This window comes from Streptomyces sp. NPDC045431 (genome assembly GCF_040646655.1).
Taxonomy (GTDB): Bacteria; Actinomycetota; Actinomycetes; order Streptomycetales; family Streptomycetaceae; genus Streptomyces.
Genome location: NZ_JBEZAQ010000016.1, coordinates 119,333 through 138,877, shown reverse-complemented (window position 1 = coordinate 138,877; position 19,545 = coordinate 119,333). Strand labels below are relative to the sequence as shown.

Below are 19,545 nucleotides of genomic sequence, written 5' to 3'. Positions count from 1 at the left end.
CGGTCATGACCGTTCCCCCTCTCCGCAGCGGCTGGTTGCGGCGGTTCTCCAGCGGCTCCCCCGACGGGACGACGCTGCTGTGCTTCCCCCACGCGGGCGGAGCCGCCAGCACCTACTTCCCGATGTCCAAGCTCCTCGCACCCCTCATCGGGGTGTGCGCGGTGCAGTACCCCGGGAGGCAGGACCGGCGTTCGGAACCGCCGCTCGACGACATGGCCGAGCTCGCCGACCGGGTCACCGAGTCCCTCACGGAACTCGACCCCGGCCGGCCGCTGGCCCTGTTCGGGCACAGCATGGGAGCCCTGCTGGCGTACGAGGTCACGCGTCGGCTGGAGGCGGCCGGAGGGATCCGTCCGGTCCACCTGATCGTCTCCGGCCGCCGGGCGCCCGGCCTGCCCGCGACCCGTCCGGACCTGCACGGCCAGGACGACGAGACGCTCCTCGCGGAGCTGCGCCGGATCAGCGGGACGGCCGAACAGGTGCTGGCCGACGAGGAACTGGTCCGGATGCTGCTGCCGACGCTGCGCTCCGACTACAAGGCGGTGGAGTGCTACGTGCCGCCCGCGCCCGGGGACGGCGTGCTGTCCTGCCCGATCTCGGTGTTCACGGGCACCGAGGACAGCCACGTCTCCCCGGAGGGGGCCGCGGCCTGGGAGGCGTACACCACCGGCGCCTGTGATGTGCAGGCGTTCACCGGTGGGCACTTCTTCGTCCAGACCCATCGCGAGGAGGTGGCCTCGGCCATCGCCGGCCGGCTCCACGGCCGCCCGTCGGCGGTCGGTCAGCGCGCGGGCCACACCATCTGACGCGTCCTTTTCCGGGGGGAATCCATGCCCGTGCGTGACCTGCACAGGCCCTTGACGTACTTCGTCGCGGCGATGGCGGCCGTCGGCGTCGTCAGCGCCGTCGGCCTGGTCGTCGACGACCGGGTGCTGCTCGGCATGCCGATCTGGGAGAAACCGCTCAAGTTCGCGCTGTCCCTGGGCGCGTACGCGGCGACGCTCGCCTGGATGCTGTCGCTCCTCGACCGCGGCCGGCGGATCAGCTGGTGGGCCGGGACGGTGATCGCGGCTGCCTCGTCCGTGGAAGTGGCCCTCATCATCGTGCAGGCCGCACGGGGTAAGCGGAGCCACTTCAACGACGAGACCGTGCTGGACGCCGGCCTGTACGCCGTGATGGGCGTGACCGTGGCCGTGCTGTGGCTGGCCGGGGTGGTGGTCGCCGTCCTGATGTTCCGGCAGCCGCTGCCCGACCGGGCGACGGCCTGGGCGATCCGGCTCGGTTCGGGCATCGGGGTCGTCGGGCTCGCGCTCGGCTTCCTGATGAGCCAGCCGACGCCGGAGCAACTGTCGGGCGAAGTGGTGGGCACGGTGGGCGCCCACAGCGTCGGAGTCCCGGACGGCGGTCCGCACCTGCCGCTCACCGGCTGGGCGGCCACCGGGGGCGATCTGCGCATCGCCCACTTCACCGGGATGCACGCCCTCCAAGTGCTGCCGTTGCTGGCCCTCGCGCTGGCCGCGGCGGCCCGCCGACACCCGGAAGCCCGGCTCGCCGACCCGGCCGTACGCACACGACTGGTGATCGTCACGTCGGCCGGTTACCTCGGCCTCGTCGCCCTGGTGACCTGGCAGGCCCTGCGGGGCCAGCCCCTCATCGCCCCGGACGCGCCCACCCTGATCGCGGCGGGCGTACTCGCCCTGGCCTGGCTGACAGGAACGCTGCTGGCCCTGCGCCGAAGTCCCCGGCAAGGGCAGGGCCCGCAGGCGACGGCAGAGGATGCCACCCGTCACGGCGAAGAGGCGGCGCGCGTTCACGACCGGGTCGCGTGAGGACCGACGCGATCGCCTTCCCGTCGGAAAGCCCTCATGGACGACGACGGGCGATGCGGCCGCCCGGCGACACTCGGCCAGGTGCCGTGACCGGGCGCTGCCGAGGGGGTGTGCTGGAGACCCTGGTGCGATCGAGTCCGGAACCCCGCAGGCAACCAGCGCCCGGGCCGCGAAGGTCCGCCTGCGCCGGCCGTCTCGCCCCGATAGTCTCCACGGCGTGAGCAACTCCGCCTCTCCCTACGCGCGTTCGGACGATACCGCAGTCGCGATGGCGGGGGCGCGGGCTGGTGTGGACATCGTCCGCGCCCTGTACGGCCAACGGCTCGACCGCATCGACAAGGGGGCCGGGGACTTCGCCACCGAGGCCGATGTGGAGGCCGAGAAGGCGATCCTCGACGTCCTTCGTGCCGCACGGCCCGATGACGCGGTGCACGGCGAGGAAGGCGGTCGGCGGGGCGCCGCCGACGCTGTGCGCCAGTGGTGGGTGGATCCCCTGTGCGGCACGCTGAACTACGCCGTCGGCACCATGCTGGCGGCCGTCAACGTGGCGCTGCGCGACGGGCCGGCGGCGGTGGCCGACTCGTTCAGCGGCGAAGTCTTCTTCACCGACGGGGAGACCGCCTGGGTGCGGCGTGACGGGACCGACGACGCACTCCTGACGCCCAGCGCCCGCCTCCCGTTTGGTGGACGTCAACCTGGATCCGCCGTTCCCCAGTGCGCCTGGGTTCCGGGCCGTGGATCTGCTGGCCCACCCCCGTGTTCGTCGAACGTTTCCGGCCCCGGGTCGTGTCGACGACCCTCGCGCTGGCCTGGGTCGCCGCCGGCAAGCGCGCCGCGTACGTCACCGATGGCGGCGACCTGTCCGGAAGCGTGCACTTCGCGGCCGGCATCGCTTTGTGCCGGGCGGCCGGCTGCACGGTTACGGGGATCGACGGCGCCCCGATCGGTACGGGGGGCCAGGGGCTCGTGATCGCCGCCGACGACGAGACCCACGGGCTGCTGCTGTCGATGATGCGCGGCAGAAGCTAGCGCTGTGCGCTAGCTTCAGCGTGCGCACGCCCACACCGGCCGGCTCGCCACGCACTCTGCGGCCGCGGGCCTGGCGGACCGCCGCCCCGGCGACATGCGGTGCGCAGCGCAGTCGCCACACCAGCCTTTGCCGCCCAGCCGACCGGAACGAGCGCGCCAGCAGGGCGAGCACGGCGCCACCCTGCCCCAGCAGGAGCAGCACCGGCAACTCAAGGTAATCCGCCTGCTCACGACAGGCCTCACGCCGGACTCGCCTCGCGGCTCTTCCTGAGCCCGACCACGGTCACGAGCCACATCGGTCGCATCCTGCCGAAGCTGGACCTGACCGACGCGTCCAGGCCGTCGCCCTCGCCTACGAGACGGGACTGATCCCCCCGCGGAGCCGGATCGCAAGCGCCCACCGGCGCGCCCGCCTGAACCCTCAGGGGAGGGCAGGCGCCGATGGGCCGCGTGCTTCACCCGCTGGACGAGCGGGCAACGGCTACCACGAAGCCGCGGGTCAGGCGTCCTTCTTCACCGGCTCCAGAATCGCCACGCACTCCACGTGGTGCGTCATCGGAAAGATGTCGGCCTGGGCGCAGGCAGGAAAGCAGCAGTCAGAGATGTTTGGAGTCCCGGATGAGAGCCGCCGGGCGCCCAGAGCGTCAAATGAGCGTCACGGCCCTACGTCGCGGCACCGGAAATCTCGTGCGTCATGGCTACCCGTAATACGCAGCGTCTCCCCGGCACAGAGCCTGACGCCGGGTAGAGGGGCGTCGGTGCGCCCAGTGCGTACGAGAGGCCCACCGCCGAAGGAGCAGCGTGATCGAAATGCGCTGACGAGGCCGCTCCGGGTCTTGGAGGCTTGTCCCGCCTGTTGCACGCCGCCCGGGGACGGAGCCACCTACTTTGATCATCCTGGACACGAACATGCTGTGGGGTGTCTCCCCTGACAACGCGAGCGTCGACCTGCTCAAGACCATCCGGGCGACGGGGGTGCAAGGCGTCGCCGTCCCGTGGACGGTCATGGAGGAACTGGCCGCGCAACGGGCGCTGAAGTACAAGGAGAAGTACGACGCCGCCCTCGACGCGCATAAGGCGTTGCGGATGATCACGCCCTGGGAGACCAACGCCCTTATGCAGCCCCTCCAAACCGATAAGGTGCGGCAATACTGGCGGGATGGCTTCGCCGCCATCCTGGAGGTGTTGCCTCCAAGCGCGTCAGTACTGCAAGAGGCCGCCTACCGGAAGGCAAACGTCATCCCGCCATGCAAACAGCTGGAGATGAAGGGGGTGAACAAGCCGGTGAAGACTGGCTCGCGTGATGCCGCGATATGGCTGACAGCCGTCGAGTACGCGCGCGAGGACCCAGACGAGACGGTGTACTTCGTCAGCAAGAACACGAACGACTTCGGTGACGGCTCGTCTTACAAGGGGCGGACGAGACTGCGGCTGGACATCCAGGAGTTTGGGGATCGCTTCAAGCACTACGCATCCCTCGACCCCGTTGTCGCCGAGTTCACTCAGCCTACCGAGGTGGACGATGTCTTGGTGCCGGAGCAGGTGGGCACCCCCGAGGCGGCATCGATCACCGCCCGGGAAGCGGGAGCCAAGTGGGGTGCCGACGTGGAGAGCGTGCACGCTTTCGACGTACCCACCTTTCTGGGAGCGCTCTGGCCCGACTCGGAAGACAGCGAACGCCCCGTTATGGGCAGTGTCGGCCCCTGGATCACGACGCCCCACGCCCAAGTAGACCTCGTCAGCGATGTAAGCGCCTACCGGATCGGTGACCACGTGTGGTACACAGCAACGGTGCGCTGGCTCCTCACCGGTCTGGCCCTACTTGGCAGGCAAACGGGGATCGGACGCGGGATGTGCCTGGGAGACGCGCCTGCTGTTGAGCCCAACCAAGGTTGAGTCACAGTTCACTATCCTGCGCAGCAGCTCTCCGAGGCCCCTCACCACAGAGGACTTCCAGCGGCTTCCGGACCCTGGTACATCCGCCGCTCTTCCCGGCTACTCGGCGGAGGTGTGGCAACAGCTGGCGAAGTGGCAGGAAGCCGAGAAGCCGACTCTCTTGCAGAGCGCTCTGATGACTATGGCCCTGTGGGCCGGTAGCCGGCGTCGGGACGGGTAGGGCAGCCTCGGCTACTTGTCAGCGTCCGCTGCACCTGCGGGCGGCCGGGGGCTAGAAGGACGATGAGGATCTTGGTGAGGGGCTGTCATGCCGCGGTGGCCGCCGGACCTTCGACGGTCGCCGGGCTGTCCGCGAGGCAGGCGGCAGGCACAGTTTCAGCCGGGACGGCATATGAACAGGGGATGGCAGCGCAGGAGAGTGACCCGCATCGGTGAACAGGTCGAGCAGGCGCTCGCCGGACAGGGTTTCACTGCACCATCGTGTCGCAGTCGGCCAGCTGAACACCGAGCTGGCCTGCTTAGGGCGGTCGCAGCGAGGGCACCTCTGTCCATTGAATCAGCCATCCGCTGACTGCCCCAGCAACCTACGCACCTTCTCGGCGCCAATGTCCAACAAGAGCGTAGGCAGATGAGGTCCAGTCTCCTGCCCGATCAACAGCTGATACAGCAGTGCGAAGTAGGCCCGTTGGAAGGTCTCGATCTCCGGCGGCAACTCCTTGGGGGTGGCGTCGGCCGGGAGCCCGGCCTGGATTATCGGCACAGAGTTCACCAGATGCGTCAGCCCCTCTAGCGACCAGTGCGATTGGAGGTTGTCGAGCAGCAGTTGGAGCGACTCTCGTTCTGTCCCATCGAGCAGAGCGAGCCTCTCGGCGTCCGGCTCCTTCCGCACGATGCTCTCCTGATCTGCCGGATGCTCAGGGACCTGGCCGATGCGTGCGGACTGTTGATGCACGGTGCCATGGGGCTCGGAAGTGTCGCCGTAGACGTCCAACTGATCGGCGACCGCGCGCAACAGTCCGGCGATCTTCCTCCCGTCCATCAGGTTGGGGAAGCTGCCCCTCTCTAGCATCGGGGTGATGTTCTCGAGGAGGGTGGTCAGGTCCTGCACGATTGAGGCCAGTTCGCCGGGCTTCTTGCGCCGCGTCAGGGCGGCGGGGATTTCTGGAGCAGGGCGACCGGGAAGGTGGAACCAGGCCGTGACCTGGCCCTCCTTGAGCTCCAGCCGGGCCGAGGAGTAGCGCTCAGGTTCGATGAAACGGCCACCATGCCTGACGGCATCCTCATACAGGGACTGAGAGGTCACGAGTAGGAGGTCGGCCCCCTCAGCGTCGAGCAGTTGCCGGGCGACGGTGGAGTCGGCCAGCCGGCAGGCGAGGTCGACGGCGCGTCCGCTCACGCCGCGCTCGTCGTGCCGGACCGGGCCGATGTGCACCCCGATCCGCATGCCCAACGGTGCGTGCAGGCCACGGTTCTCGTCACGCAGTTGCTCGTGCACCTCGCGCAGCCACGGGCCGAGTAATTCAGTTACGGGGATCTGGTCCTCAAGCGACATCAGCACGCCGTCGCCACGGTCTTGCATATGCAATGCGCCGAGCGACACGTTGGCACGGGCGAACGCTGTCTCCAGCACTCGATACATTTGGGCGCGCATTCGCGGCTTGTCGACATCGTCGTATGCGCCGGAACGCCTGGCGTCAACGCTGATAACCAACTCGTTGCGCATGTAGCGCATTTCGGTGAGTTCCAGAGCACCGTCGTTCGCTCGTGCCCTGTGCCCGCCTTGTCGGCTTCCGCCTGCCGTCTCCGTCAGCGCCTCGTTTTGACTCGGCTCACTCGTATGGGCTGCGTGATTGTCCGAGGCCCTGGCAAGAAGCAAGCGGAAAAGCCGCGCCAGGGTGAGGTAGAGCTCCGTGGCCTGAGGGCTGTTCTGTGGCACCTTGAGGCTGGTGGGAACGGCGGTGGGTCGCGGCTCGCTCGATGTTTCTGCTGTTAGGCCGACTGCGGGGAGGCATCTGGGTTCGGGCATGGAATCCGTTGCCTCGACTCCCAGCAGCCGTGCCGTGGTAGCCGCCGCGTAGGCGATAGGGCGGAGGCCGGTGGCCAGGGTTTCATCGGCGTTGGGCGAGTGGAGGACGACAGGGATTCCATGAGGGGCTTGAAGGTGGGCCGCAAGGTGGTCGCTCAGGGCGAAGTGGGTGTCCCAGAGTTGGTCTCGGGTGACCAGGCTGGTCAGGTGGACGGCTGCCGCGGGATGGAAGTGGTAGATCGTGTCGGCCGATTCACAGCGAGTGGCAGTGAGGAGGCCAGCGGTGAGGAACTCGGCGGTGTCGGCCAGGGTGGCTTCAGGGACAAGGCGGTCGCGGAGGACGTCGAGGACGGGCAGCGTGAAGGAACCGAGGGGGGATGCCGCGATGGCGAGGCGGACGGCGTTGGACTGACGATCGTCCGTGAACGCCTCGGCCTGGACGCGTACCTGGTCGCTGGTGGGTGCTCTGTCCGCCTGGTTGGTCGGGCCTTGGTGGCGGCGACGCAGGGGCAGTCTGCCGGTGGCGGGGACGAGGACGGCTTCGCAACCCTTCGGGTCTGTGCGCATCAGGGTGCGGGCCCACGCGAGGACCTGGTCGGGGGCCAATTGCAGGACGGGCAGAGCTTGCCAAGGTTTCGTCTTCTCGGTCTCACGGAGAAGCCGTGGGCGGCGGTAGGAGAGGAGACGGCCGGGTGAGGCGGGAACGGTCGCGGTCGCGGTGGTGCGGGGAAGATCGAGGCCAGAGCGCTGCCAGAGCCGCCTGGGTAGCGGATTGATCAGGGCGAGCGGGGCGGTGCGACCCCAGATGTGGAGGGTTCGCCACAGCGCATCTTGCCGCCAGGCCGGCGCAGCGCAGTCGGAGACGACAAGGAGGAGACGGCGCGTCGGCTGGGTGTGGTGGGCGGCGTCCGGGTGCATGGAGAGGGCACGACCTTGGTGGTCGTGCAGGATGGGGATGTCGCCGGGCGGGTGTTCAAGGTGCCAGATGCGGACGTCACGGAAGGCGGCCAGGGCGCGCAGCATCTTGGTGAGGACGCGGACTGTCTCGTCCCACACCGCCATGGCGGTGCCGCGGTCCAGAACGACGATCACCTCCAGCCACGGCTCCGACGCAGGAGTGAGCTGGGGGACGAGCATGCCGGTACGGGTGTAATGATCGACGGTGGCGTCGACGTCGAGGCGACGATGGACGCCGGAGAGCCACGGGCGGCGCAACGGGCGTAGCGCACGGCCAATGTCGAGGGCGTCGGGGAGGGCGGTGGCACGACCGATACTCACGCGTTTGCCAGGAATGGCGTGAGTGCCGACCTGGTCCTTGAGCCATACGGCGGCGACAGGCTGATGGGCGGCGTCTATCGCGTCTCCACTTCCCAACGCCTGGGAACCTTCTGCGGAAGCGGTGATGTTGGTCTGGCCCTGTTTCCGGCGTTGCGCCGTAACGTCCGCGGCATCGGAGGAGGGGCTGTCGGGCTTCCGGTCGGCGTGCACCCAGGCGGAGGCGAGGAGTACTGCGTCGAGGAGCTCCTTGACGTCGATGTCGCCACCGGCCGCCTGAGCGAGCCGTGCCAGACGGGCGGCGGCGTCCTCAGCCACGCCCCAGCCCCTGCAGCAGCATGTCTTCCAGGTTCTGCCGCTGGTCGAGGTCCGGGACCTGGTCGCCGCGCAGAAGGTAGACGGCGTTCAGTAGCTGGTCGATCGCGACGTACTCGTCGTCGTTCAGCTTCTTGAGAAAAGTCTGCACGAGCGCGGCGGTGGCGCTGTTCTCGATGTCGCCAAGGTGGGCGGCGACGATATCAGTAAGGGTTTCTCGGGAGAGGGGTGGCATCTCGAAGCGGACGCAGCGGCGTAGGAAGGGGGCGGGGAAGTCGCGTTCGCCGTTGCTTGTCAGCACGATGACCGGGAATTCAGTGCACTGGACCCAGCCGTGCTCGATGGTGCGCTTGCCGTCCTTGTCGGCGGTGCGGACCTGGATGTCGGGCTTGGGATGCCTGGCTAGCTCGGGGATCTCGAAGCCGCCGCGCTCCAGGACGTCGAGGAGATCGCTTGGCAGGTCTAGGTCACTCTTGTCGATCTCGTCGATCAATAGTGCGCGGGGGCGGTCGCCGGGGAGAAGCGCGGTACCCAGGGGGCCAAGCTGGACGAAATCCCCGATGTCGTCCTCGCGCTCGTCGACCGCTGGCCGGGCCTTGCCGTCGAGAGTGCGCAGGTTGTGGGCATGGATGCGGCCGAGAGCGTCGTAGCGATAGAGAGCGTCGGCGAGGGCACTGCGGGAGGTGATGTGCCAGTGGAGTACGTCGCCCAGGCCGAGCTCGGCAGCGATCTGGCGGATGACGGTGGACTTCCCGGAGCCCGCGCGGCCGGTCAGCAGCAGAGGGCGACGGAGGTGCAGGGCGGCGTTCACTGCGTCGACGAGGCCGGGGACCGGGCGGTACGTCGTGGCGGGGTCCTTGCGCGAGTCAGTCTCCTGCTGCCGTGCGGGGGAGCGCCATGGAGGCGGGGGCGGCAGCTTCGGCAGCTCGACGTGGTTCTTCGGGGGGACTCCCGTGCCCCTGTAGTACGGGGTCCAGTTCATGCTCGCTCCTTGTGCGTCATCTCGTCCGGTGCTCTCAGGGCCGTGCTCGCCCTTCTCCGGCAGAATTCCTGCCAGTCCTTGTCATGCCAAGCGACTCTCACGGCTGCGAGAGGTCCGAGATCATCATCGTGTCCGGCGCCGACTTCACTCAGATGCTGCCGGTAGGCGTGTGCGATCCGCTGTGGCAGGGCCCGCCAGTGCTTCCCGACGGATGCCTTGATCACCTGCTTGTCGCTGACATCCTTCTGCCGCGGCCAGACCAGCGCGGGTGTGTGCTCGAGGAGTTCCTGCGCCACGAAGTCCCAGTCCCTCTCCGGCAGGGAGGCCACCGCCCATACACGCTGTCCGAAGCCGTGGTTACTCAGATGCTTCTGCAACTGTTCAACGGTCGCCAGTTGTTCGGCATGGAGCCACTCGGGGCCGGAGCAATCGCTGTCGTCCAGAGAGACCAGCAACTCCTCACCCACCTGGAGCATGTCGTCGACCGTGGCGCCGTGAGGGGGCGTCAGCAGGCCGGCCCAACGGGTGGTGACGGTGTAGTTGACACCCAGCTTCGTCTGCTTGCGGATGACTTGCTCCTCCGGAGGGCAATCCAGCAGCACGAGCGTCGGTGCAGCCACGTCGATGTGCTTCAACCGCTTACCCGCGATGTTCGCCCAGGGTGCAGACCAGGCCACGGCCTCGGTCAGAGCCGTCTTCAGACCTTTGTCTCCGGGGCCGCAGAGGAAGCGGCGGTTGCCGACCACGGCGCGGCCGAAGAGCAACCACGCGTCCACGCGGACGACGCTCTCGCCTCCGTCGTCGGCCAGCACCAGGACCAGCCGCGGGGCCCGATCACCGTGAGGTTGGCGGTTCAGCTCGCGCAGGTGGCTGTTGACCGTGGGGGTGAGTTCGAAGTCCTGCGCCCAGACGACGACATCTTCCGGCAGCCGGTCTCCGTGCCCCGTCACATGGGCCATGGCCGCGACCAAGTGGGCCAGCGCTCTGTGCCTGCCCTCTGCAGCGCCTCCATGATGAGCGGCGTACTCGACCAGATCCCGCAGGTTCGGCGGTGGTTCGTGCCGCAGGAAGTGCAGAGGAAGGCCCGCCAGCATTCCGACCAGCCGCAGGTCGTCTTCGGTCAGGTTCGGACCAAAGACTTTGTTGGTGACGTTCAGTGTCTTGCGGCCGGCCTCCAGCTCGGCCAGCACCTCGCGCAACCGGTGGACAGCGGCCCAAGAACCGGCGCTTGGAGTCTGCTGGTTCTCCTTCAACCACGCGGCGATTTCGCTCTCTGTGGATAACTGGAGGTTGCTGTCGATTCGCCGGGCAGCGTCCCGTACTGCTTTGCTCGCGATTGATCCCAGATCACGGTTGAAGGAGGCAGCGCGATTCCGGGCCAGCCAGAGGCTATCACCGAAATACGGTGCGCCGTCGTAGGTGTATAGGCCCGGCAGCTGATCATGGATCTGTTCGCGGAGCTGCTCAATCAGTTCGTCGTCGATCTTCAGGAACTCCCCGGCGCCTGGCAGACCCTCCTCGATCATGTGGGTGAGTTCTTTGCTCAGCTGGAGGTAGAACGCCGGCTCCTGCGCGGTGGCCCCAAAGAGCAGGGAGAACCGCACATTGCCTCCCCGTGGTCCCGCAGTGATCACCGGAGTGGCCGGTGCTGCCCCTCCAGCCAGGCAGGTGTCGACGATGGCGATCAGGCCAGCCAGACCCGGGTGGTTGAGGACGTCGCCGAGAAGGGAAGGGACGTTCACGTTGGAGAGCGGCGGGGCGTTTTCCTTGCCCGATGTGACGAAGTACAGCGGAGCGCCCTCAGCACACTCGCCGTGACCGAGCAAGGCGAGCACGAGGACACCGCCGTCACGCCGTGCATCCTGAGCGGCGCGCTCCACGGCCTCGCGGACTTGAGTATTGCCCAGATTGGTGCCGATCAGCAGGGAGTGCTCGCCGCGGTCCACGCAAGCCCCCAGCTTCGGGTCCACGAGGACAGCATGCAGAGCACGAGCAGCGTCCTCCAGCCCTTCCAACCTGGCGCCGCCCTCACACTGGGCGCCCACGACGAGCACATGCCGGGGCGGGTTAGTGGCGGCCGTCACGGCTGGAGGGCCTCGATCACCGGGCGGGCCACAGTCCCGTGCTCCAGGTACTTCGTGGCGGTATGCGTCCACAGACCGCGGGAGTCGACGCGCTCCGTCACAGCCTTGACACCGCTCCTGCTCGGGCGGATCCACTGGGCCAGATGCGGCCGACCCACCACGACGTCATCGCGGTCCCAGAAGTTGAGCCAGGAGGCGACGTTCTCAGGGCAGCGCCCCGGGCGCGGCACCAGACGATCCAGAACCACCGCTCCCAGGGCCAGAGGCGAACCCAAGGTCACCCAGAGAGGCACCATTCCCTCGTACTCGTGCAGTGCTTCGTAGGCGACCACTGTGCCCAGACTGTGCGAGACCACCACGAGAGGCCGCGCAGGGTCCAGACAGTCGAGCACCCGGCCGCGGATAGCCGCGCCCAACTCCGCTTTTTTGGCCCGGCGATCCAAATAACGTCCGACTTGGGCCAGTTGGAACAGAAGCGCCGAACCATTCATCCACTGCGCCGTCTGGCGCAGGCCGGGGAGGCTCAGCATGGTCGTCGTGACACCGATCAACCGACGGCCGATGTCACCCACGCCCTGCGCCTGTCGGCCCTGAACCGCAGCGTCGAGCCGGGAACGTGCGTCACGGATGACCCGGGCGTCCTGGGGGCTGCTCTCCGGGGGGAACTGCTCAGACAGTTCATCCAGTATTGAGTCAAGTAGTTCGGCCAGGAAGGGCACTTCATCTTCGTCCAGTTCCCTGGCTGCACGCCCCTGGGTTCCACGGCGGTTGAACAGATCACTGTAGTTGGCGAACGTGACATCCGCCAGCCAGCTCTGCGTCAATGCGGAGATCACATCGGCCATGTCGGCATCCCGTGTTCCAGCGGCAAGGGCCTCCAGCCACCTGCGGCAGTCAGTGGCGGTGTCGCGAAGACCGCCGATTCCGTGCACGAACAGCAGTTGAGGCTTCCCCGTTGCCATGCATCCCTCCTCAGTCCTGGCAGAGGGACATTGTGCTGCATCTGAGATCGCAAGGCAGCCGAACCACACAGGCTTGGGCCAGAACCTCAGGACCCACCTACGCCTGGTGGGAGTTGAGCCAGAGAACGCCTTCTAGTGCATCTCCGCCAGCAGTTCACGGCGCTGGACATCCCGAGTGAGAGGCGTACCGCTCGGTGCGGCCGGAAGGACCTTGCAGCTGGCAGGCTTCCAAGTCGCCGTGATGGCACAGTTCTCTCTTGTCACCGGACCATCCCGGGCCGCATAGCGTGCCAGTGACCGATCCACTGTTCCCGTGCGGTGCAGGAGCCAGCAGACCCGAGGAGCCATGAGCGATGGAGCGTGCAGGTGTGGCCCATGGAGTGCGGCGGGTAGTGCGGAACGAGCTGCAGCTCGCCGTCGCCGCCGGAGTGGTAGCCGGCCTCGACGGCAGGCCACCAGGCCTGGCGGCGCCAGTTACTGTCGGCGAGGAGGCGCCCGGAGCGGCCCTTGGTAATGGTGGTGAACACCAAACTGCTCATGCACCAAGCACACAACCACTGGCGTAGTGGGTCCAGCAGCTGCGCTGACGAGGCAGTTTGGGCAGCACTGAAGCACCTGACGCCCCATCAGAACGAGCGTCAAATGAGCGTCACGAGCGTCATTTCAGCGTCAAGATATCGCCCGTAACGCCCACACCGCACATAATACGCACGCACAAAACCGCAGGTCAGGAGCCCTTCGCGGCCGGTTCGAGGATGGCGACGCACTCCACGTGGTGCGTCATCGGAAACAGGTCGAACGCCCGCAGCGTCCGCGGCTTGTACCCCGCCTCGCGGAAGTAGGCGAGGTCGCGGGCCAGGGCCGCCGGGTCGCAGGCGACGTAGGCGATCTTCCGCGCACCCAGGCCCGCCAGGTGCTTGACCGTCTGCTTGCCGGCGCCCGCGCGGGGCGGGTCCAGGACGATGAGGTCGACCTGGGTGATGCCCGTGCGCGGCAGGGCCTGCTCGACCTTGCCCTGTTCGATGCGGACGCGGTCGAAGTGCTGGAGGTTGTGGCGGGCGTCCTCCACCGCGCGCTTGCCCGACTCGATGCCGAGGACCGCGCCCTTGTCGCCGACGCGGTCGGCGAGCGCGCCCGCGAAGAGGCCCACGCCGCAGTAGAGGTCGAGGGCGGTGTCGCCCTTGCGGGGCAGCAGGCCCTGCATCACGGCGCGCACCAGGGTGTCGGCGGCCTTCGGGTGGACCTGCCAGAAGCCGCCGTTGCCGACGCGGTACGTGCGGTCGTCGGCGCGCTCGCGGACGAAGGGGCGGCCGTGGACGCGGTGCACTCCCCCGTCCTCGGCGACCCGCAGCACCGAGACCGGCTTGTCGAGCTCGACCAGCGGGAGCCGGGCACCCGGGCGCGGGGTGAGCACGACGGCGCGGTCCTGCGAGCCGGACGCGGCGATCGCGTCGACGGCCTCCATGCCGGACCAGTCGCGCTTCTCGATGCCGAGCTCGCTGACGCCCGGCGCCGCGATCAGGCAGCGGTCGATCGGCTGGACCTCGTGCGAGCGGTGCTTGCGCAGGCCCGCGTGGCCGTCGGCGTCGACGGCGTACTGGACGCGCGTCCGCCACGCCGGCACCTCGCCGGCCGGGACCTTGTCGCCCTCGGCCGGCATGACCGTGCCGTCCCAGCCCGCCTCCTCGGGGGTCAGTCCGGCGAGCCGCTGGAGCTGCTCGGCGACGACCTCGCCCTTCAGGCGGCGCTGGGCGCCGGGCTTGGCGTGCTGCCAGTCGCAGCCGCCGCACTTGCCGGGCCCGGCGTACGGGCAGGGCGCCTCGACCCGGTCCTTCGACGCCTCCAGGACGCGGACGGCGTCGGCGCGCAGGAAGCGGGAGTCCGCTCCCCCGTCGGTGACGCGGGCGACGACCTTCTCGCCGGGCAGCGCGTGCCGGACGAAGAGCACACGGCCCTCGTCGGTGCGGGCGACGCAGTGACCGCCGTGTGCCACGGGGCCGACCTCGACCTCGTACTCCTCACCGACGAGTGACGAGTCAGGTGCGTTCTGCATGGCGGGGTGGCTCCAGAAGTAGACAGGGCTGCCGGGGCGGCAGCCCACCAGTCTACGTGGCCGGAGGTCATCCCTTCGCCGTCGGTTCCTTCGCCGTCGCTTCCTTCGGGCGCTCGTCGAACATGCCGCGGCGCACCGAGCCCGGCGCGTTCCACTCCTGGCGCTTCTTGGCCCGCTTCTTCGCCAGCTCCGAGGAGCGCAGCTGGTACGGCACCGAGGTCACCATCACGCCCGGGGTGAACAGCAGCCGGCCCTTGAGGCGCAGGGCGCTCTGGTTGTGCAGCAGGTGCTCGTACCAGTGGCCGACCACGTACTCCGGGATGATCACGCTGACCGCGTCGCGCGGGCTCTCGCGCCGCAGGGACTTGACGTAGTCGATCACCGGGCGGGTGATCTCGCGGTAGGGGGAGTCGAGGATCTTCAGCGGGACGTTGATCCCGCGCCGCTCCCACTCCGCCTTGAGCGCCTTCGTCTCCGCCGGGTCGACGTTGATGCTGAGCGCCTCCAGCTTGTCGGAGCGCATCAGCTGCGCGTACGCGAGGGCGCGCAGCGTGGGCCGGTGGACCTTCGACACCAGGACCAGGGAGTGGACCCGCGACGGGCGCACGGTGTCGTCCGTGGGGCCCTCGGGGGCGGCGATCTCGTCGGCGACGCGGTCGTAGTGCTTACGGATCGCGGTCATCGTCCCGTAGAAGATCACCATGCCCAGCAGGGCGACCCAGGCGCCGTGCGTGAACTTCGTCGCCAGGACGACGACCAGGACCAGGCCGGTGAAGAAGGCGCCGAAGGTGTTGATCGCACGGGCGCGGATCATGCGGCGCCGGGCGGCGGGGTCCCGCTCGGTCCGCAGGTGGCGGTTCCAGTGCCGGACCATGCCGGTCTGGCTGAGCGTGAAGGAGACGAAGACGCCGACGATGTAGAGCTGGATGAGCTTGGTGGAGTCCGCCCCGTACAGCCAGACCAGCAGGATCGCGGCGCCCGCGAGGAGCACGATGCCGTTGGAGAAGGCGAGCCGGTCGCCGCGGGTGTGCAGTTGGCGCGGCAGGTAGCGGTCCTGGGCGAGGATCGAGCCGAGGAGCGGGAAGCCGTTGTACGCGGTGTTGGCGGCGAGGAACAGCACGAGGGCCGTGGCCGCGGCCAGCAGCACGAAGAAGAAGGTGCCGTCGCCGAAGACGGCTGCCGCGACCTGCGAGATGACCGGGTTCTGCACGTACTCGGGGCCGACGGGCACGCCGTCGCGCAGCAGGTCGTGGGCGGGCTGCTCGGCCATCTTGACGTCGGTGGCCATGGCGAGGCCGATGATGCCGCAGAACATGGTGACGGCCAGGCCGCCCATGAGGGCGAGGGTGGTGGCGGCGTTCCTGCTCTTCGGCTTGCGGAAGGCGGGTACGCCGTTGCTGATCGCCTCGACGCCGGTCAGCGCCGCACAGCCGGAGGAGAAGGCGCGCAGCAGCAGGAAGACGAGGGCGAAGCCGGCCAGTCCCTGGTGCTCGGGCTTGATCTCGAAGTCGGCGGTCGGGGCCTTCATGGTCTGGTCGTCGAGGACGATGCCCTTGTAGGCGCCCCACACGATCATGATGAAGACGCCGGCGACGAAGACGTACGTCGGGATCGCGAAGAGCTTTCCGGACTCCTTCACGCCGCGCAGGTTCATGATCGTGAGGAGGAGGATTATCGCGATGGCCGAGAAGACCTTGTGCTCGACGACGAACGGGATGGCCGAGCCGAGGTTCTCCACGCCGGAGGAGATCGAGACGGCGACGGTCAGGACGTAGTCGACGAGGAGCGCGCTGGCGACGGTGAGTCCGGCCTTGGGGCCGAGGTTGGTGTTGGCGACCTCGTAGTCGCCGCCACCGCTCGGGTAGGCGTGGACGTTCTGCCGGTACGACGCGACCACCGTGAACATCAGGACCACGACGGCCACGGCGATCCACGGGCTGAAGTGGTACGCCGACACTCCCGCGATGGAGAGGACCAGCAGCACCTCGCCGGGCGCGTACGCCACCGAGGAGAGCGGGTCGGAGGCGAAGACGGGGAGCGCGATGCGCTTGGGGAGGAGGGTTTCTCCCAGCCTGTCGCTGCGCAGAGCCCGGCCGATCAGGATCCGTTTGGGCACGTCGGTCAGTTTGGACACGCAGAGGATCGTAAGCGTTCGAAAAGGGACGCGCCCACCCGCCACCTCTTACCGCCACGGAATCTCTGCCGGACGTCTCCATCGATGTCGCGGGCCGTACGCCTGCGCCGATGCGGGTACGAAGGGCCTGGCGGCATAAGCTCGTCATCGGGCAACACCGCACCGCAGGCTGAGAGAAAGAAGTGAGCAGGGTGTTTACGCAGGTCGGCTTCGTCGGCAGAGTCACCAGGAGTGCGGGGTAACCAGGCGTGCACATCGTCATCATGGGCTGCGGGCGCGTGGGAGCCGCACTCGCGCAGACCCTGGAGCAACAGGGGCACACCGTCGCCGTCGTCGACCAGGACCCCACCGCCTTCCGGCGGCTGGGCTCGGGCTTCGGCGGGCGCCGCGTCACGGGGGTCGGGTTCGACCAGGACACGCTGCGCGAGGCGGGCATCGAGGAGGCCGGGGCGTTCGCCGCGGTGAGCAGCGGTGACAATTCCAACATCATCGCGGCGCGGGTGGCGCGCGAGATGTTCGGCATCGAGAACGTCGCGGCCCGCATCTACGACCCGCGGCGCGCCGAGGTGTACCAGCGCCTCGGCATCCCGACGGTCGCGACCGTGCGCTGGACCGCCGACCAGATGCTGCGGCGGCTGCTGCCGTCCGGCGCGGAGCCGCTGTGGCGGGATCCGAGCGGCGGGGTGCAGCTCGCGGAGGTGCACACGTCGGCGGCGTGGATCGGGCACAAGATCAGCAGGCTGCAGGAGGAGACGGGCGTCCGCGTGGCGTTCCTCACCCGGCTCGGCGAGGCGGTCCTGCCGACGTCGCAGACGGTGCTGCAGGAGGGCGACCTCGTCCACGTGATGATGCGTACGGACGAGATCGAGAAGGTCGAGGCGGCGTTCGCCGCCGGCCCCGAGGAGGACGGTCACTGATGCGCGTCGCTATTGCGGGCGCCGGCGCGGTGGGCCGTTCCATCGCGGGCGAGCTGCTGGAGAACGGGCACGAGGTGCTGCTCATCGACAAGGCGCCGACCGCGATCTCCGTGGAGCGGGTGCCGCAGGCGGAGTGGCTGCTGGCCGACGCCTGCGAGATCACCTCGCTGGACGAGGCGGCGCTGCAGCGGTGCAACGTCGTCATCGCGGCGACCGGCGACGACAAGGTGAACCTCGTCGTCTCGCTGCTGGCCAAGACCGAGTACGGGGTGCCGCGTGTGGTCGCGCGGGTCAACAACCCGAAGAACGAGTGGCTCTTCAACGAGGCGTGGGGCGTGGACGTCGCCGTCTCCACGCCGCGCCTGATGTCGGCCCTGGTGGAGGAGGCGGTGAGCGTCGGCGACCTGGTCCGGCTGCTGCGCTTCAGCCACGGCGACGCGAACCTCGTCGAGCTGACGCTGCCCCCGGAGTCGGCCATCGCCGGTACGCAGGTGGGCGATGTGGCGTGGCCGCAGGACACCTCGCTGGTGACGATCATCCGCGGCTCGCGCGTGCTGACGCCGAGCCCGGAGGAGACGCTGGAGGCGGGCGACGAGCTGTTGTTCGTGGCCGCCCAGGCCCGCGAGGAGCAGCTGGAGGACCTGCTGTCGGTCCGCCAGGGGCAGGACACGGCGGGCTGAGGAAGAAGCCACCGGAAACCACAGAGGCCCGGCGCACCGCACGAGCGGTACGCCGGGCCTCTTGGCGCGGCCGGGCTGGGTTACGGGGGCCTCGCGGGGCTGTGCACGGCGGGCTGGCTGCGCCACCCTAGGCCCGGGGTGCTGTGCGCGGCGGATCCGGGGCGCGGCCCCGCCGCCGGAGCTGACGGAAGGGCGTCAGGCCTCGTTGCTCTGGGGCGCCGCCGCCTTGCGGGCCTTCTCCGCGGCCTCCTCCGCCTCCATCTCCGCGAAGACGTCGATCGGCGGCGGAGCCTTCTTCAGGAAGACCCACGTCAGGTACACCGCCAGCAGGAACGGCGGGATCTTCAGGGCGACCAGGACCCAGCCGAGCTGCGTCGTGTCGGCCCACCAGTACAGGGGGAAGAGGATCGCGCACTTGGCGAGGAGGATGAGGCCCCAGGCCCAGCTGGCCTTGGCGTACGCCTTCTTCCGGCCGGGGTTGCGGGTCCGCCAGGAGAGGTTCTCCTTGAAGACCGGTCCCAGCACCAGGCCGATCAGCGGTACGCCCGCCAGCGTGGTGACGATGTACGCGAGGCCGAGGCCCAGCGTGTAGAGCATGCCCGGCAGGTAGAAGTCCTTCGCGTTGCCGGTCATCATCGCGAAGATCACGCCGAACGCGACGCCGAAGACACCGCTGAACGCGTGCTTGACCGTGTCCCGGCGCACCAGCCGTACGGCCACCAGCAGCAGGGAGACCCCGAGCGCCGCGATGGCGGACAGGTGCAGGTCCTTGTTGATGGTGTAGATCGTGACGAAGAGCAAGCCGGGGAGGACGGTCTCCACCATGCCCCGCACGCCGCCGAAGGCGTCGAACAGGGCGGCTTCGGTCACGGCGTTGTGGTCGTCGGGGGTGGGCCTGTCGGGAGACGTCACCGGCTACTCCTGTCCGAGCGGTCGGAGCTCGTATTTGGGGTTGAAGAGGACCCGGCGGCCGTGGCTCATGGAGACCCGGCCGGAGGCGATGAGCCTGCGTCCGGGCTCTATGCCCACGATGGAGCGCCGGCCCAGCCACACCACGTCCAGCGGGGCGGTGCCGTCGAAGAGCTCGGCCTCCAGCGCGGGGACGCCGGCCCGCGGGCGCAGGGTGACCGTCCGCAAGGTACCAGTCACCGTGACGATCTGCCGGTCGGAGCAAGCCGAGATGGGCGTGCACCCCGACGCCTGAGCATCCTCCTGCAGCTCCTCGGACTCCAGGTCGCCCTGGGAGCTGGACAGCCGGTCGAGCATCCGGCGGAACCGGCCGGCCGGCTTGTCTGTACGCGGTGCAGCACTCATACAGAAAGCGTACCTAGGGGTCTCAGCGGTAGCCCATGCCTCGTTCGGT

The 19,545-nt window shown here is 68.7% G+C and carries 13 protein-coding genes and 3 pseudogenes; 6 read left to right on the top strand and 10 right to left on the bottom strand.

The window, feature by feature from the left end; translation table 11 throughout:
• Positions 1-5 precede the first annotated feature (5 nt).
• The 4 genes and pseudogenes from AB0A69_RS26890 (at position 6) to AB0A69_RS26875 (ending at position 4,754) form a co-directional block, all read left to right on the top strand.
• Positions 6-806 carry an alpha/beta fold hydrolase gene (locus AB0A69_RS26890; protein WP_361427145.1) on the top strand — a complete coding sequence of 267 codons (801 nt, stop codon included), beginning with the start codon at positions 6-8 and terminating at the stop codon, positions 804-806.
• 24 nt (positions 807-830) lie between these two features.
• On the top strand, positions 831-1,829 hold the full coding sequence (locus tag AB0A69_RS26885; RefSeq protein ID WP_361427142.1) for a hypothetical protein: 999 nt from the start codon (positions 831-833) through the stop codon (positions 1,827-1,829).
• Between the two features lie 268 nt (positions 1,830-2,097).
• Positions 2,098-2,858 (top strand): annotated as a pseudogene (locus tag AB0A69_RS26880) (inositol monophosphatase family protein).
• An 888-nt stretch (positions 2,859-3,746) separates the two neighbouring features.
• Positions 3,747-4,754, top strand: a complete 1,008-nt coding sequence (locus tag AB0A69_RS26875) for a PIN domain-containing protein (protein ID WP_361427139.1) — start codon at positions 3,747-3,749, stop codon at positions 4,752-4,754.
• 556 nt (positions 4,755-5,310) lie between these two features.
• Here the strand turns inward: AB0A69_RS26875 and AB0A69_RS26870 are convergent.
• From AB0A69_RS26870 to AB0A69_RS26835, 8 genes and pseudogenes are all read right to left on the bottom strand, one after another.
• A pseudogene (locus tag AB0A69_RS26870) lies at positions 5,311-5,667 on the bottom strand (lysine--tRNA ligase); the annotation flags it as partial.
• 1,257 nt (positions 5,668-6,924) lie between these two features.
• A pseudogene (locus tag AB0A69_RS26865) lies at positions 6,925-8,373 on the bottom strand (SAV_2336 N-terminal domain-related protein); the annotation flags it as partial.
• The gene (locus tag AB0A69_RS26860) at positions 8,366-9,352 is read right to left on the bottom strand and encodes an ATPase (RefSeq protein ID WP_361427136.1); all 987 of its coding nucleotides are present in this window, start codon (positions 9,350-9,352) and stop codon (positions 8,366-8,368) included. The gene AB0A69_RS26860 and the pseudogene AB0A69_RS26865, both read right to left, overlap by 8 nt.
• Entirely contained in the window at positions 9,349-11,322 is a 1,974-nt protein-coding gene (locus tag AB0A69_RS26855; protein WP_361427133.1) for a hypothetical protein, read from the bottom strand. The genes AB0A69_RS26860 and AB0A69_RS26855 overlap by 4 nt, the downstream gene beginning before the upstream one ends.
• Positions 11,323-11,432: 110 nt before the next feature.
• Positions 11,433-12,398 (bottom strand): hypothetical protein, encoded by a 966-nt coding sequence (locus AB0A69_RS26850; RefSeq protein WP_361427130.1) that lies wholly within the window; start codon positions 12,396-12,398, stop codon positions 11,433-11,435.
• Positions 12,399-12,658: 260 nt separating this feature from the next.
• The gene (locus tag AB0A69_RS26845; protein WP_361427127.1) at positions 12,659-12,937 is read right to left on the bottom strand and encodes a hypothetical protein; all 279 of its coding nucleotides are present in this window, start codon (positions 12,935-12,937) and stop codon (positions 12,659-12,661) included.
• A gap of 188 nt (positions 12,938-13,125) precedes the next feature.
• Positions 13,126-14,451: a class I SAM-dependent RNA methyltransferase gene (locus AB0A69_RS26840; RefSeq protein WP_361427124.1), complete on the bottom strand. Its 1,326-nt coding sequence runs from the start codon at positions 14,449-14,451 to the stop codon at positions 13,126-13,128.
• A gap of 67 nt (positions 14,452-14,518) precedes the next feature.
• The gene (locus AB0A69_RS26835) at positions 14,519-16,585 is read right to left on the bottom strand and encodes an APC family permease (protein ID WP_361427121.1); all 2,067 of its coding nucleotides are present in this window, start codon (positions 16,583-16,585) and stop codon (positions 14,519-14,521) included.
• Between the two features lie 248 nt (positions 16,586-16,833).
• On the opposite strand from AB0A69_RS26835, the gene AB0A69_RS26830 reads away from it, so the two are divergent.
• Together AB0A69_RS26830 and AB0A69_RS26825 are read left to right on the top strand one after the other, a co-directional pair.
• Positions 16,834-17,502, top strand: coding sequence for a TrkA family potassium uptake protein (locus tag AB0A69_RS26830; RefSeq protein WP_355356886.1), 669 nt, complete (start codon positions 16,834-16,836; stop codon positions 17,500-17,502).
• A complete protein-coding gene (locus AB0A69_RS26825) occupies positions 17,502-18,182 on the top strand; it encodes a TrkA family potassium uptake protein (protein WP_361427117.1) in 681 nt (226 codons plus the stop codon). The genes AB0A69_RS26830 and AB0A69_RS26825 overlap by 1 nt, the downstream gene beginning before the upstream one ends.
• Before the next feature lie 195 nt (positions 18,183-18,377).
• Here the strand turns inward: AB0A69_RS26825 and AB0A69_RS26820 are convergent, their stop codons facing one another.
• Together AB0A69_RS26820 and AB0A69_RS26815 are read right to left on the bottom strand one after the other, a co-directional pair.
• Positions 18,378-19,094 (bottom strand): DUF3159 domain-containing protein, encoded by a 717-nt coding sequence (locus tag AB0A69_RS26820; RefSeq protein WP_361427114.1) that lies wholly within the window; start codon positions 19,092-19,094, stop codon positions 18,378-18,380.
• A 3-nt stretch (positions 19,095-19,097) separates the two neighbouring features.
• The gene (locus tag AB0A69_RS26815; protein WP_355356880.1) at positions 19,098-19,496 is read right to left on the bottom strand and encodes an OB-fold nucleic acid binding domain-containing protein; all 399 of its coding nucleotides are present in this window, start codon (positions 19,494-19,496) and stop codon (positions 19,098-19,100) included.
• Positions 19,497-19,545 lie beyond the last annotated feature (49 nt).

Coding starts and splice junctions, on each gene's coding strand:
- AB0A69_RS26890 (WP_361427145.1), top strand. CDS start 6: ATGACCGTTCCCCCTCTCCGCAGCGGCTGGTTGCGGCGGTTCTCCAGC.
- AB0A69_RS26885 (WP_361427142.1), top strand. CDS start 831: ATGCCCGTGCGTGACCTGCACAGGCCCTTGACGTACTTCGTCGCGGCG.
- AB0A69_RS26860 (WP_361427136.1), bottom strand. CDS start 9,352: ATGAACTGGACCCCGTACTACAGGGGCACGGGAGTCCCCCCGAAGAAC.
- AB0A69_RS26850 (WP_361427130.1), bottom strand. CDS start 12,398: ATGGCAACGGGGAAGCCTCAACTGCTGTTCGTGCACGGAATCGGCGGT.
- AB0A69_RS26845 (WP_361427127.1), bottom strand. CDS start 12,937: ATGAGCAGTTTGGTGTTCACCACCATTACCAAGGGCCGCTCCGGGCGC.
- AB0A69_RS26840 (WP_361427124.1), bottom strand. CDS start 14,451: ATGCAGAACGCACCTGACTCGTCACTCGTCGGTGAGGAGTACGAGGTC.
- AB0A69_RS26825 (WP_361427117.1), top strand. CDS start 17,502: ATGCGCGTCGCTATTGCGGGCGCCGGCGCGGTGGGCCGTTCCATCGCG.
- AB0A69_RS26815 (WP_355356880.1), bottom strand. CDS start 19,496: ATGAGTGCTGCACCGCGTACAGACAAGCCGGCCGGCCGGTTCCGCCGG.